Origin of the sequence: Bradyrhizobium manausense, from assembly GCF_018129685.1 — a bacterium.
Lineage (GTDB): Bacteria > Pseudomonadota > Alphaproteobacteria > Rhizobiales > Xanthobacteraceae > Bradyrhizobium > Bradyrhizobium manausense_D.
The window spans coordinates 62,933-76,852 of sequence record NZ_JAFCLG010000003.1 but is presented as its reverse complement, the minus strand read 5'-3'; the positions used below and the strand labels follow the sequence as shown (position 1 = coordinate 76,852).

At 64.7% G+C, this 13,920-nt stretch carries 14 protein-coding genes and 1 tRNA gene; 9 read left to right on the top strand and 6 right to left on the bottom strand.

The window, feature by feature from the left end; genetic code table 11:
* Positions 1 to 32: 32 nt before the first annotated feature.
* A complete protein-coding gene (locus tag JQ621_RS10700; RefSeq protein WP_212234450.1) occupies positions 33 to 2,318 on the bottom strand; it encodes a heavy metal translocating P-type ATPase in 2,286 nt (761 codons plus the stop codon).
* A 481-nt stretch (positions 2,319 to 2,799) separates the two neighbouring features.
* Between JQ621_RS10700 and JQ621_RS10695 the strand changes: the two genes are divergently transcribed.
* The 3 genes from JQ621_RS10695 (at position 2,800) to JQ621_RS10685 (ending at position 3,946) form a co-directional block, all read left to right on the top strand.
* Positions 2,800 to 3,198: a hypothetical protein gene (locus JQ621_RS10695; protein WP_212234449.1), complete on the top strand. Its 399-nt coding sequence runs from the start codon at positions 2,800 to 2,802 to the stop codon at positions 3,196 to 3,198.
* Between the two features lie 300 nt (positions 3,199 to 3,498).
* A complete protein-coding gene (locus tag JQ621_RS10690) occupies positions 3,499 to 3,684 on the top strand; it encodes a hypothetical protein (protein WP_212234448.1) in 186 nt (61 codons plus the stop codon).
* A gap of 34 nt (positions 3,685 to 3,718) precedes the next feature.
* Complete coding sequence (locus JQ621_RS10685; RefSeq protein ID WP_212234447.1) at positions 3,719 to 3,946, top strand: hypothetical protein; 228 nt, start codon at positions 3,719 to 3,721, stop codon at positions 3,944 to 3,946.
* 114 nt (positions 3,947 to 4,060) lie between these two features.
* Here JQ621_RS10685 and JQ621_RS10680 read toward each other — a convergent pair whose 3' ends face one another.
* The 5 genes from JQ621_RS10680 to mnmA form a co-directional block, all read right to left on the bottom strand.
* Positions 4,061 to 4,210 carry a zinc finger domain-containing protein gene (locus tag JQ621_RS10680; RefSeq protein WP_212234446.1) on the bottom strand — a complete coding sequence of 50 codons (150 nt, stop codon included), beginning with the start codon at positions 4,208 to 4,210 and terminating at the stop codon, positions 4,061 to 4,063.
* A gap of 206 nt (positions 4,211 to 4,416) precedes the next feature.
* Positions 4,417 to 4,493, bottom strand: a tRNA-Met gene (locus tag JQ621_RS10675).
* A gap of 249 nt (positions 4,494 to 4,742) precedes the next feature.
* Positions 4,743 to 5,105 carry a hypothetical protein gene (locus JQ621_RS10670; protein WP_212234444.1) on the bottom strand — a complete coding sequence of 121 codons (363 nt, stop codon included), beginning with the start codon at positions 5,103 to 5,105 and terminating at the stop codon, positions 4,743 to 4,745.
* Positions 5,106 to 5,151: 46 nt separating this feature from the next.
* Positions 5,152 to 5,790 (bottom strand): class I SAM-dependent methyltransferase, encoded by a 639-nt coding sequence (locus JQ621_RS10665; RefSeq protein WP_212234443.1) that lies wholly within the window; start codon positions 5,788 to 5,790, stop codon positions 5,152 to 5,154.
* A gap of 23 nt (positions 5,791 to 5,813) precedes the next feature.
* Positions 5,814 to 6,995, bottom strand: coding sequence for a tRNA 2-thiouridine(34) synthase MnmA (mnmA, locus tag JQ621_RS10660; RefSeq protein ID WP_212234441.1), 1,182 nt, complete (start codon positions 6,993 to 6,995; stop codon positions 5,814 to 5,816).
* A gap of 348 nt (positions 6,996 to 7,343) precedes the next feature.
* Between mnmA and JQ621_RS35860 the strand changes: the two genes are divergently transcribed.
* The 6 genes from JQ621_RS35860 to JQ621_RS10630 all read left to right on the top strand — a co-directional run bounded on the left by JQ621_RS35860 (position 7,344) and on the right by JQ621_RS10630 (position 13,920).
* Entirely contained in the window at positions 7,344 to 9,014 is a 1,671-nt protein-coding gene (locus JQ621_RS35860) for a flagellar hook-length control protein FliK (RefSeq protein ID WP_212234439.1), read from the top strand.
* A gap of 13 nt (positions 9,015 to 9,027) precedes the next feature.
* Positions 9,028 to 9,756 (top strand): flagellar hook assembly protein FlgD, encoded by a 729-nt coding sequence (locus tag JQ621_RS10650; protein WP_212234437.1) that lies wholly within the window; start codon positions 9,028 to 9,030, stop codon positions 9,754 to 9,756.
* A gap of 357 nt (positions 9,757 to 10,113) precedes the next feature.
* Positions 10,114 to 10,389 (top strand): CtrA inhibitor SciP, encoded by a 276-nt coding sequence (gene sciP / locus JQ621_RS10645; protein ID WP_212234436.1) that lies wholly within the window; start codon positions 10,114 to 10,116, stop codon positions 10,387 to 10,389.
* A gap of 182 nt (positions 10,390 to 10,571) precedes the next feature.
* Complete coding sequence (gene fliF, locus JQ621_RS10640; protein WP_212234434.1) at positions 10,572 to 12,188, top strand: flagellar basal-body MS-ring/collar protein FliF; 1,617 nt, start codon at positions 10,572 to 10,574, stop codon at positions 12,186 to 12,188.
* Positions 12,189 to 12,202: 14 nt separating this feature from the next.
* Positions 12,203 to 13,300: a flagellar motor switch protein FliG gene (gene fliG, locus JQ621_RS10635; RefSeq protein WP_212234433.1), complete on the top strand. Its 1,098-nt coding sequence runs from the start codon at positions 12,203 to 12,205 to the stop codon at positions 13,298 to 13,300.
* Entirely contained in the window at positions 13,300 to 13,920 is a 621-nt protein-coding gene (locus JQ621_RS10630; protein WP_212234431.1) for a FliH/SctL family protein, read from the top strand. Before fliG ends, JQ621_RS10630 begins: the two co-directional genes overlap by 1 nt.

Below are 13,920 nucleotides of genomic sequence, written 5' to 3'. Positions count from 1 at the left end.
GCGCGGCTTACGCCGTTTGACTCCGATCAATATTATGCGGCCACGGCCTCGTAGATATCTTCTTCCTGGGCGGTATGCATGCGCACCAGCGTTTCGACCGCCTCGATCACGCGCTGGGCGTCCCGGACGACATAGCGATCGATCTTTTCCGACGGCAGGTCCTCCACGATCCGGGTGAGCAGCCGGGCAAGATGCAGGATCTCCCGATGGGCGCGGCTCATGGCGGAGAGGCTGTGCTTGTCACGCAGCACTTCGGCGATCTGCGGATAGACGCTGCCTTCGTCATCGAGCTCGTGCTTCACCACGCGGTTTTGAATCAACCGCTGAGCCTCTACGATCAACGTCGCCGCAGCATCCGGCGCTGCATCGTCGATGGCGTCGACGATCGTGCGCAACCGGTCGAGATCTCCGAGGAGCGCCTCGTGATCGTGATGCAGTGCCAACCCCCGCTCTGCGGTGATCCTGCGCCCTGTGCTTCCATGGGCCGGGGCGAGTGCCCGCAGTGCATTGAGAATGACGGCAACGTCGATGCACTCCTGCGTGACCGCCGCCGGCACAGGATGGAGCCAACCCATCATGGCAGCCAACATGGCGATGAATGACAACCCCATTCCGACAAGGATGCTCTGGAGGGCAATCCCGCGCGCACGCTGCGCGATCACGATTGCCTCGCCGACGCGATCGAGCCGGTCGGCCAGGATGACCACATCCGCTGCTTCCGAGGAGGCGCTGGCACCCCGCGCTCCGAGTGCGATCCCGATGTCGGCCGCGGCCAAAGCGGGCGCATCGTTGATGCCATCGCCGACCATGATGGTCGGATGCTGCCTCTGTTCCGTCCGCACCGCCTCGACCTTGTCGGCGGGGACACGGTCGGCCAGCACGGCGTCGAGGTCCAGAGCCGCGCCGATCGCCTGCGCCGCTGCGGCACGATCGCCGGTGACCATCACCATTCGCGCGACGCCCGCATCGCGCAGCAGCCGGATCGCCCTTGGCGTATCGGCGCGCAGTTCATCGGCCAGCAGCAGGGCCCCGACCGGACAACCATCAATGGCGACGAAGACGATCAGCGCCGAACGCCAGGAGGCGCGTCGGATCGCCCGCATCTCCCAGGGCGCCAATTCGGCGTTTGGCAGCAGCATCTCACGCGAGCCGGCAGCAACCCGGCGTCCATCGATCACGCCGCTCAAGCCGGAACCCATGATCTCTGCCACCTGTTCGGGCGCCCTAAGCTTGAGCCCGCGATCGATGGCCGCTGTGACAACCGCCTTGGCAAGCACGTGATGCGAGGCCTGCTCGAGCGAGGCCCCCAAGGCGAGCACCTCGTCCGGATCTTGTCCCGGCGCAACCTCCACCGAAAGCAACCGCGCACCTCCGACCGTCAGCGTCCCGGTCTTGTCGAACAGCACTGTGTGTGCGCGCGCCAGCGCCTCGAGCGCCCCGCCCCCCTTGGCCAGGATCCCGCGACGGGCCGCCTGCGCCACACCGGCGATGAAGGCGACCGGCGCGGCCAAAATCAAGGGACAGGGCGTCGACGCCACCAGCACGGCGAGGCTGCGGGTCAAATCGCCTGACAGGCCCCATGCGGCGAAGGCAACCACCAGCGTCACCGGCAGGAACACCAATGCGTACCGGTCCGCAAGGCGCACGAAGGGCGCTTTTGCCGTTTGCGCCGCCGTCACCATGCGCACGATACCAGCGTAGGTGCTTTCTCCGGCGATTGCGGACACGGTCAGCTCGAAGGTCTCGCCTGCATTCAGCGAGCCGGAAAGCACGGCATTGCCACGCGTCTTCTGGACGGGGATCGGTTCTCCCGTGATGGCGGATTCGTCGATCGTGGCCACGGCCGATCGGACGGTGCCATCGAGCGGCACGACCTCGCCGGCGCGCACCAGAACGTGTTCGCCAACGCAGACAGCCTCGACCGGCACCTCCTCGATTCTGCCGTCGATGTTCCGGTGAGCCTGCCGCGGCGCACGATCGACCAGCAGTCGCAGTTCGCGCTCCGCCCGCGTAATCGCGATAACCTCCAGCACATTGCCGCCGGAATACATCAGCGCGACCACTGCACCGGCGAGAGGCTCGCCAAGCACCAACGCTGCACTCATCGACAGCAGCGCTATGAGATCAACACCCAGCCGACCCGCGAGCAGGTCCCGAACAATCGAGACCGCAAGTCCCGCGATCACCGGCGCCGTGCCGAGCGTCCATGCGAGATCGGCAAGGTCGGCCCGTCCAAGGGTTCGCGCCAGAAGACCCGCGCTCAATCCCGCGATGGCCACGGCGACCAGGGTCCAACGCAAGATTCGCTCAAACGACATCACTTGGCTTCCAGAGACTTGGCTTTCAGAGACTTGGCTTCAACAGGCCTGGCTTCAACAGAACTGGCTTCAACAGAACTGGCTTCAACAGAACTGGCTTCCAGAGTTGGACAATCCTGGCCCGGGAGCCGGCCTGGCGACTTGAGCATGATCAATCCGGCAGCGCGGGCCGGAGCATGTGTTTGGGGCTTGCCGGTGCTGCGGTGCCGCCATCTTCACCGATGGCGCCGTCTCTTCATCCCGGCGACGAAGGCCTCGATCGTCCCTGGGGCGCGCTTGTCAGCGTTCCAGGCAGGCACGCCATCGCCTTCTCGCGGCGCAAATCGCCCAAGCTTTTGCTTTCCGTTCCGTCTTCCTGAACCGAGAGCAACTGGGTTGGAAGTAGACCGGCGATCAGGCGGGCTCGAGGCTGGTGCCGGCGCCCCCGCCTTCGGCGGCTAACGGCCTTGACCCCCTCTGCCCGCCGGTCTTTGGGCTTGGCATGCAAGGCACGCTGAGAGGAAGGAATTCCTGGCGCGTCGCCGCAATTCACGGCTCAAGCGATGAGCCATCGTCCTTTATGAATATCGAACTTGACCGAACCTTCGTCCCGCATTTTCAACAGGAGGGACTGGCAGGCTTCCTCGTTCGCGACATTGGCGCGCTTCATGACGTCGTAGATTTTGAGCGGCTTCTCTCGAAGCGCCATCAGGATATTTTCGCGATCAGTCGGCACGACGAAACTCCTCCTAACGACGAGCGCGGCAAATCACTGGAAGTACGACAGCTGCTCTTCCGTGACGACCCGTTCGACATTCCCCGACTTGCTCTTGATACGGTATCGAAGGCGTCCATCTGCCTCGATGGGCATGCATTGAATGATGGTGTAAATCATCGCTGAATCGGTTGCTGCACGCCCCTGGGGACCCTGGGGCTGGTGGCGAACGTCTTCATTCAGCTTATAGGCATAGGACATGTGCTTAGCTCCAGATCGTCCGCGGTTGCTGCAGTGTAGAGCATGCCGTGACGCAATGGTACCAAGCGTTGTAGCCATGCGTTCGCGTGGCGCTTCGCCGGTGCGCCGGGACCGTTTGGCTTGATATCCTGCACATTTGAGGTCGCCGCCTGCGCGACAAGGGTCTATTGTTGCCGGGAATCAGTCGAATTGTTCCGGACCAGCCGCAGCTGCAGGGATCCAGCAATGACCAAACGGAAGCGCTCCGCCGAGCAACAGCTCGCGGATGAAGCGGACCGAAAGGCGCAAAACCCGATCGGGGCGCGGCAAACGATCGCGGACAGCCACGCCGATCCGGAGTTTCATGAAAACCACAGGCGTCTCCGGGCAGAGCGCCTGGCGCGAGATGCCGGGCCGACAGGCAAGAATTGACCCCGCTTTCGAGCAGCGTCTGGATCGAGACAAGATGACAAAGACATTTGGTGAGCAGCAACCGCCGAAGCCGATCAGCAAAGCCGAGCGTGAAGCGCGCAAGGCCTTCCGCCAGGTCGATGCGGTGAAGGCCTTGTCCGAGCACGCACTCGCCGAGCAGGCCTTCGCCCAGAATCGAGAGCGGCTGAAGGCCGAGCGGCTGGCCCGGGAAGCCGCCGCAGGCCCGGCGCCGAAGAAGAAAGCCAAGGCGAAGGGGAAGTGATCCGGCTGCAGGCTGCTTGCCGGTATTCTCGCTGACGACAAAGCCCGCGCCCAAGCGGGCCTGCATCGAGCGACGCAACCACATCGCCGAACCCGCAAACAGAGGAAGGCCGCCTTAGTCGGCGTCCGCAATCTTCCCCTTGCCACCGCAGGCTTTGCATTTGGCCGGGTAGATTTTGTGGCCCGGATTGATCGGCTGCATCGATGCGGGGAAGCCCGTTCCGTTGCAGCTTGGGCAGATATGCTCCTTGACCTTCGGCATCATGTTTGAACCTTTCAGGTCGCCCTGTAAGCCGTGAGAGAACGCTCTTTTCCGAAGCGAGGCTCAGTCGCCTCTTCGTCGGCCAATAATTTCAATAGCACTGCCCGCTCGGCCCCGATGTCCAGATGGGTAGAGGGCAAGCGAACCCGTCAAGTTCTGACTGCGCCGAAACTGCCCAAATAACGAAGACGAAGCTGGGATAAACAATTTGGTAGCGGGGGAGGGACTCGAACCCCCGACCCCAGGATTATGATTCCCGTGCTCTAACCAGCTGAGCTACCCCGCCACAGGGTACGCGGGGGCCGATACGGCCGATCTCGCGAACGCGCGGCATATAAAGAAGGGGGCGGCGGGAAGTCAAGCCAAGGTGCTCCGCCCTTTCCGCCTTCTCTGAGGCTCGGCGGGACGTGCCGCCTTGTGAACATGACCTTTTTTCTCGCCGAAGCCGTCATGGATGGGCTTGTCCCGGCCATCCAAGAACGTGGATGCCCGGGACAAGCCCGGGCATGACGAGAACTCGGGGTTCGGAGTTCGCCTATTTCGGCCTCACGCTCGGGTCGCCGCCGGGGCTGCCGGGGGGCGGTATGACGGGCATGCTGCCGTCGGTGCTCGGCGCCGGGGCGTGCATGTCGGGGTCGACGCCTGATGGCGGGCAGAGCACGCCGTCGGATTTTGCCAGTTTGTCGCCGAGCGGCTCCCGAGCCTGGCCGGTGGTTTGACCCTCAGGCGCAGCCGCGCGGTTCTGCCGGTCCTGCGGCGTGCAGTCGGCTGTATGGATCGGAGATGGCGGCGCGGTTGCTTGCGGCGGCGTCGCAGGCAACGGCGGGGCCTGCGCGATTGCGGTGCCGGAGGCGGCGATCACGAGGCTGGCCAGGATGATGGTTGATGTGGTGCGCATGGAGAGGAAACGCGCGAGGCGCGCGCCCTGTTCCCACGGCCGGACATCACGATTTATGGTAGCGGATCAGCGAGAAATGGCCCATCGGCGGCATGGGGCGGCGTTCGGCCAGCGTGACGCCGCCGTGCCCGGCGGCCCAGTTGACGAGGCGGGCCCACGGGAATTCCGGGCGCCAGCCGAGACGACGCGCGAGCGGCGCAAAGGCGAGTTCGGAGAGTCTGCGAAGACCCCTTTCCGCGCCGATGTGGTTGACCAGGATCAGCTCGCCGCCGGGCTTGAGCACGCGCACGAACTCGTCGAGCGTGCCTTCGGGATCGGGCACGGCGGTGATGACATATTGCGCGACCACCGCATCGAAGGAATTGTCGGGGAACGCAAGATTCTTCGCGTCCATCACCGAGAGCACTTCCACATTGCTGAGCCGCATCGCGCGCACGCGCGCCTGCGCCTTGCGCAGCATCGGCTCGGAAATGTCGACGCCGCAGATCTTCGTGGTGCGCGAATAGTCCGACAGCGACAGCCCGGTGCCGACGCCGACGTCGAGAACGCGGCCACCGATGCGATCGGCCTCCGCAATGGTCGACTGCCGGCCGGCATCGAACACCTTGCCGAACACGAGATCATAGACCGGCGCCCAGCGGCCATAGGCCTTCTCGACCCCGGCCCGCGAGATGTCTGCTGCCATGCCCCCTGCCCTGCTGGATTCTTTTAGCCGCGCACGGCTTCAACGAGAGGCCGCGCAGCGTTGTGCGCGACCTTCGCCGCGGCGCTCTGAATAAAGCCGCCGCCGAGCACGCGCGCCTGGCCGCTGGGTGCGTCGTAGAACACGCAAGCCTGGCCGGGCGAGACGCCCTCTTCGCCGGCGACGAGCTCGACCTCGTAGTGACCATCGGCGCCGCGCAGCCAGGCCGGCTGCGGGCTGCGGGTCGAGCGCACGCGGACGAACAGTTCGAGGCCATTGCCGATGGCGCGGTCGATGTCGCCGCCGCCGATCCAGTTGACATCGCGCAAGGCGATGCGATGCATCTTCAGCGCGTCGCGCGGGCCGACGACGACGCGGCGGCCCGCGGCATCCAGCCGCACCACGTAAAGCGGCGCGGCGGCGGCGATGCCGAGGCCACGGCGCTGGCCGATGGTGAAATTGGCGATGCCGTGATGCTGGCCGAGCACGCGGCCGTCGAGATCGACGATGTCGCCCGGATCCATCGCGTTTGGACGCAGGCGCGTGATGATATCGGTGTAGCGGCCCGTCGGCACGAAGCAGATGTCCTGGCTGTCATGCTTGTCGGCAACGGACAGCCCAAAGCGGCGCGCGAGCTCGCGCGTCTCGGGCTTGGTCATGTCGCCGAGCGGGAAGCGCAGGAAGTCGAGCTGTGACTGCGTCGTCGCGAACAGGAAGTAGCTCTGGTCGCGATCGCTGTCGGCCGCGCAGACCAGCGCGCGCGAGCCGTCGCCCTGGCGGCGCGAGGCGACGTAATGGCCGGTGGCGAGCGCTTGCGCGCCGAGCTCGCGCGCGGTCTTCAGGAGGTCGCGGAACTTGACCGAGCGGTTGCACTCGATGCACGGCACCGGCGTTTCGCCGAGCGCGTAAGAGTCGGCAAAGACGTCGATGACGGACTCGCGGAAGCGGTCCTCGTAATCGAGCACGTAATGGGGAATGCCGAGCTTGGCGGCGACGTCGCGGGCGTCGTGGATGTCCTGGCCGGCGCAGCAGGCGCCCTTGCGGTGGGTCGCCGCGCCATGGTCGTAGAGCTGCAGCGTGATGCCGACGACGTCGTAGCCTTCCGCCTTCAACAGTGCAGCCGTCGTCGAGGAGTCGACGCCGCCCGACATGGCAACGACGACCCTGGTATCCTCAGGACGGCCTTCGAGATCCAGACTGTTGAGCATGGGTTTTACGAGTTGACGGCGGCGTTCGGCGATCCGCGATTTCTGTTCCTTTGACCGGGACGGTGATCGTCCCCGGGACGTTCGGTTCCCCCGGGGGCTTGGCTTGCCCGGTCGAAAGCAGCTGAGAGCACCCTTTAATATAGGCGGCATTCCGGTGAAGCAATCGCGCGGGTCGAAAGCTTTCAGGCAATTCTTGCCGGGGCGGCAGAAATGACGGGGCTGGCGGGAGCTTGGTCGGAGCTGCTCCGATTTATCAAGATATTGATTTTGCTACATAAAAAGTCTTAGCGTGGCGTTGGCCCGCTCCTTGCTGACCTTCTGACGAAGATAGTTTTCGAGGGGTCGCCTGTGGTCGGTGTCACGTCAGACGTAGCGGCAAGCGCGCAAGTCTCAAGCGCGCAGCATAAGCCTGCCCGGTCGCAGAGCACCAAGGACCAGACGCCGAGCGACTCGTTCGGAGCCCTGGTCGACAGCAATACCCAGGCGATCAGCAACAGCGCCCCGTCCTCGAACCAGGACAACACGCCGCGGCGGAGCGACTCGTCATCTTCGTCGTCCTCCGCGTCGTCGGACCGGAGCAACAGCTCCTCGGCCGATCAATCCTCGCATAACAAGGCGAACGGCACCACGGATACCACGACCGCGACAAGCGACACGACGACGGCTCCGGCCAAGACCGATGACAAGACCGACGCCAAGACTGATGCCAAGACTGATGCCAAGACCAACGACAAGGCCAACGGCAAGGCTGACGCCTCCGGCGCCAAGGCGGGCGACAAGTCGGGCAGCACCAAGGACAGCAAGACCGACAGCGCCGACGGCCTTGCCGCTGCTGTGGACGCTTCTGCCGCTGCGCAGGCTGGCGCAACGCCGGCGGCGACGCCCGATCCGACCGCCGTTCCCGTCGCCGCGCCCGTCGTGCCTGTTGATCCGAATGCGGCGGCCGCGAGCCAGGCCGCCAATACGGCTTCTTCGCCGCTGACCATTGCGGCCGCCGGGATCGCCGCCAGCGCCTCGATCGCGGCGCAGATATCAGGCACCACGACGGACGCATCGGGCAAAACCGCGAAGACGGGCGATGCCAAGACCGCCGACGCCAAGGCCGCAACGACGGATGCGGCTGCCGCTACGACCGATGGCACCGCAACCACTGCCGCGGCCGGCGCCGCCCAGCTCACCGCTGTCGACCAGGGCACGCCAAAAACCTCGTTCAAGGCCGCTGTCACAGCACAAGGCCAGACCGACGTCTCCAATATCGGCCAGGATACGGCCAAGACCGCGCAGACTGCCGCCACCGCGCAAAATCCCGCAACCGCGACGGCCGCCGCGGGCGCCGCCGCACATCCGCAAGCCGCAAAGCCGCAGGCCGACGCCACCGCGACCGATGCGAAGGCCGCCGCCGACAGCAAGGCCGATGCGACGCCAGCGGTACCCGCCACGCACGCGCATGCCGACACGCAAGCCGTCGCCGCTGCGACGAACGATGCCAGCACGCAGGCGGCCAATGCCGTGCAGGCGCCGCTGACCACCACGACATCGACGGCCACCGCCTCCACCGCGACGCTGACCGCAACTGCGGCGAATGCCACGGCGGTGCCGATCAGCGGCATCCCCGTCGAGATCGCGGCTGCCGCGCGCGCAGGCAAGACCCGCTTCGACATCAGCCTCGACCCGGTCGATCTCGGCCGCATCGACGTCCGCATCAATGTGGACCGCAACGGCCAGGTCACCTCGCATCTCACCGTCGAGAAACCGGAGACGCTGCAGATGCTGCGGCAGGACGCGCCGCAATTGCAGCGCGCGCTCGACGACGCCGGCCTCAAGACCGGCAGCAACGGGCTCTCCTTCAGCCTGCGCGACCAGAATTCATCCGGCCAGAACGCCGGACAGAACAACGACAACGGCAGCAATTCCCGCCGGCTGATCATCAGCGAGGATGATCAGGCCACGAGCGCGCCGGTCCGAAGCAGCTATGGCCGCATGATCGGATCGAGCAGCGGCGTCGATATCAGAGTGTGAGGAGTAACAGGCAATGACCACCACGAATGCCGCCACCGCGCCTTCAGTCGTCTCCGGCACCACCGACCTTCCGAAATCCTCCTCGTCGAGCACCAGCCTGAGCTCATCCACGGGCGCGACGCTCGCCGGCAACTTCCAGACCTTCCTGACGCTGCTGACCACGCAGCTGAAGAACCAGAACCCGCTCGATCCGCTCGACACCAACCAGTTCACCCAGCAGCTGGTGCAGTTCGCCGGCGTCGAGCAACAGCTGAAGACCAACGACTCGCTGTCGCAGCTCGTCACGCTGCAGCAGACGACGCAGGCGACGCAGGCGCTGGATTACGTCGGCAAGACCGCGGTGGTCGACGGCACCACCGCGACGATGAAGAGCTCGTCGGCAACCTGGCACCTCAACGTACCCACCAGCGCCAAGGTCAATATCTCCATCGCCAATTCCACCGGCCAGACCGTGTTCACCGGCCAATATAGCGCCGCCGCGGGCAACGACATTCCCTTTACCTGGAACGGCCAGGGCAATGACGGCACGCAATGGCCCGACGGCAAGTACACGATCACGGCGACCGGCAAGGACGCCTCGGGCAACAATGTCGGCGTCGCCGCGCAGGTGCAGGGTACGGTGTCATCCGTCGACCTGACCCAATCGCCGCCGCTGCTCACCATCGATGGCAACAGCTACACGCTGAGCCAGGTGAAGAGCGTGATTGCGAGCAGCAGCAGCAGCAGCAGCAGCGGCAGCTGATCCACACTCGGGGTCGTCCTGGCGAAAGCCAGGACCCATTGCCACCGAGCGTCGTTTTGAGACGAGGATGTAACCCCGGGTCTTCGCCAAACTGCTCCCTGGGGTAATGGGTCCTGGCTTTCGCCAGGACGACAACCGAGGGCCCTGGTGACGTCAACGCAGGCCTCGTTCGTTAGTAAAGTATTTACGCAGACCCCCGCTCGGCCGGCTGAAAGCGTCTCTTCAGCCCGCAGGGCCGGAGCCGTTCCAGCCGGATTCAACGAGAATTGTATTGAAGCCTTAGGCTTAGCGGATTTTTAAGCCGGGGTATGTACGGTTGTGGCGTGAGTTCAGTGGTTGAGAGTTTGTGAGTACGCCATGACAGAACCCTATCGCCCGAGGGTAAAATACGTCATCGGGCCGGACGGCAGTCCGCTGACGATTGCAGATCTGCCCGCCCCCGGCACCAAACGCTGGGTCATCCGACGCAAGGCTGAAGTCGTTGCCGCTGTCCGCGGTGGACTTCTCTCGCTCGAGGAGGCCTGCAGCCGTTATACCCTGACGGTCGACGAATTCCTCTCCTGGCAGTTTTCCATCGACCAGCATGGTCTGGCGGGTCTTCGCACCACCCGCATTCAGCAATATCGCCAGTAAGCAATCCGGAAATCTGCTGCTTTTGACAAAAATCGGCCGCGCGCTGCGAGGCCGATTTTTTTCATGTCGCTACTTTTGTCCCAGCTCTTAATCTTCGTTAACCATATCGAAACCATCACCTAGGCAATAATTGCCCACTCGGCCGCTCTTGGAATGCGGGTCGAATCTGTCGGGGCGGTTGCTTGCAAGGTCTTGCGGACTTTTTAAAAGGTATCGGCGCCGCCCGCTTCGGGGCGATGATCGCGGTCACCGCCGCGCTCATCGGCTTCTTTGCCTTCGTCATCATGCGGGTCACCACGCCGCAGATGACCACCCTGTTCACCGACCTCTCGGTCGAAGATTCATCCAGCATTATCAAGGACCTGGAACGCCAGGGCATTCAGTTCGAGCTGCGCAATGAAGGCACCATCATCATGGTGCCCAAGGACAAGGTCACCCGCCTGCGCATGAAGCTCGCCGAAGGCGGCCTGCCCAAGGGCGGCGGCGTCGGCTACGAGGTCTTCGACAAGTCGGACGCGCTCGGAACCACCTCTTTCGTCCAGAATATCAATCATCTGCGCGCGCTGGAGGGTGAGCTCGCCCGCACCATCCGCGCCATCGACCGGATCCAGGCCGCCCGCGTTCACCTCGTCCTGCCCGAGCGCCCACTGTTCTCGCGCGAGGCGCCGGAGCCGTCGGCCTCGATCGTGGTGCGGGTCCGCGGCTCGCTCGAAGCCCAGCAGATCCGCGCCATCCGTCACCTCGTCGCCTCGGCCGTCAACGGCCTGAAGCCGCAGCGGGTCTCGATCGTCGACGAGTCCGGATCGTTGCTGGCCGATGGCGCCGCGACCGATCCGGAGCAGACGGTCGGCGACGAGCGCCGCACCGCCTTCGAGAAGCGGATGCGCAAGCAGGTCGAAGACATCGTTTCCTCCGTGGTCGGCTCGGGCCGGGCCCGCGTCCAGCTCTCGGCCGATTTCGATTTCAACAAGATCACCCAGACCTCGGACAAGTTCGATCCCGAAGGCCGCGTGCTGCGCTCGACCCAGACCCGCGAAGAGCAGAGCATGACCGCCGACAACAACGGCCAGGTCACGGTCAACAATGAACTCCCCGGTCAGCAGCAGAACGGCGGCGCGGCGGCGAAAGACCAGAGCAAGAAGACCGAAGAGACCAACAATTACGAGATCTCCCGCACCACCAAGACCGAGGTGACCGAGGCCGGCCGGGTCAACCGCATCTCGGTCGCGGTGCTGGTCGACGGCATCTACACCAAGAACGACAAGGGCGAGCTCGCCTACACCGACCGCACCAAGGAGCAGCTCGACCGCATCGCCACCCTGGTTCGCTCCGCGATCGGCTTCGACCAGAAGCGCGGCGACCAGGTCGAGGTCGTCAATCTGCGCTTTGCCGATGCCCCCTCCACCACGCCGATCGCCGAGCCGTCCGGCTTCCTCGGCATGCTGCAGTTCACCAAGGACGACGTCATGTACTTCGTCGAGCTCGGCGTGATGATGCTGCTCGGCCTGGTCGTGCTGTTCATGGTGGTCCGCCCGCTGGTCAAGCGCATCCTCGCCTCCGACGAAGTCGCCGCCGCCATCACCGGCGTCCTCGCCGGTCCCGCGGCATCGGAAGAGACCGCGTCGGCTGCCGGCAGCCAGGGGCTTCTGCCGGGCGGCGCCGCCAACGCGATCGACGTCGCCACCGTCCAGGGCCAGGTCCACGCCCAGTCCGTTCATCGCGTCGGCGAGCTCGCCGAGCGCAACCCCAACGAAACCGTCGCCATCATCCGTCAATGGCTGACCGAACCCGCGAAATGATCGAGTGAACTGACATGGCCGGCAGTCTGCAAAACGCCAACTCGAACGACATCACCAGCGTGATCTCCACGCTCGGTCAGCGCGCCGGCGACCGCGCCAAGAACGGCAAGGGCTCCGAGCAATTGACCGGACCGCGGCGCGCCGCGATCTTGATGCTGGCGCTCGGCGAGCAATATGGCGGCAAGATCTGGAGCCTGCTCGACGACGACGAGGTGCGCCAGCTCTCGCTGGAAATGTCGACGCTCGGCACCGTCGAGGTCGACACGGTGGAAGACATGCTGCTCGAATTCGTCTCGCGCATGTCGGCCTCAGGCGCACTGATGGGCAATTTCGACGCCACCGAGCGGCTGCTCCAGCAGTACCTGCCGCCGGAGCGCGTCAACGGCATCATGGACGAGATCCGCGGCCCCGCGGGACGCAACATGTGGGAGAAGCTCTCCAACGTGCAGGAAGAGGTCCTCGCCAACTACCTCAAGAACGAATATCCGCAGACCATCGCCGTGGTGCTGTCGAAGCTGAAGCCGGAACATGCCGCGCGCGTGCTCGGCATCTTCCCGGAAGACCTCGCGCTCGATGTCGTCAACCGCATGCTGAAGATGGAAGCGGTGCAGAAGGAGGTGATCGAGAGCGTGGAGAAGACGCTGCGCACCGAGTTCATGTCGAACCTGTCGCAGACCCGGCGCCGCGACGCCCACGAGGTGATGGCGGAAATCTTCAACAATTTCGACCGTCAGACCGAAACCCGCTTCATCACCTCCCTGGAAGAGGACAACCGCGAATCCGCCGAGCGCATCAAGGCGCTGATGTTCACCTTCGACGACCTTGTGAAACTCGATTCCGGCTCGGCCCAGACCCTGATGCGTAACGTCGACAAGGACAAGCTCGGTGTCGCGCTGAAGAGCGCCAACGAGGACGTCCGCAACTTCTTCTTCGGCAACATGTCCTCGCGCGCGGCCAAGATGCTCCAGGACGACATGGCTGCAATGGGCCCCGTGCGCCTGCGCGACGTCGACGAGGCCCAGGCGCTGCTGGTCAACCTCGCCAAGGACCTCGCTGCCAAGGGCGAGATCATGCTGACCAAGAACCGCGCTGACGACGAGTTGGTGTACTGATGGGCGCTCCGGCCAAATTCCTGTTCGATACCGACTTCGCCGCGCCCGACCGGACGCGCGAGAAGGCCGCGACCGCGGCCGAGATCGCCCAGAAGGTCGCGGAGGCCGAAGCGCGTGCCTATCAGGACGGCTTTGCCGCCGGCCAGCGCGAGGCCAAGGCCGAGAGCGACCGCCGCGTCGCGCTCGCCATTGAAGAAATCAACGTCTCGATCCGTGGCATCGCTTCGGGCATCGGCAATATCGAGACCAAGATGGAGACCGAGGCGGTCGACGTCGCGCTCGCGGTGGCGCGCAAGCTGTGCGCCGATCTGATTGCCGCCGAGCCGCTTGGCGAGATCATGGCGCTGGTCAAGGACTGCTTCTCGCATCTTGTCGCGACGCCGCATCTCGTCGTCCGCATCAACGATGCGCTCTACGACAGCGCGCGCGAGAAGATCGAGCGGCTTGCCAAGCAGAGCGGCTTCGAAGGACGCCTGGTGATCCTGGCCGAGCCCGAGATTGCCACCGGCGATTGCCGGATCGAATGGGCCGACGGCGGCGTCGTGCTGGAGCGCAGCGCCATCGCGGCCAAGATCGACGACATGGTCGGACGCTATATCGCGTCTCGTAAGGGGAACTAG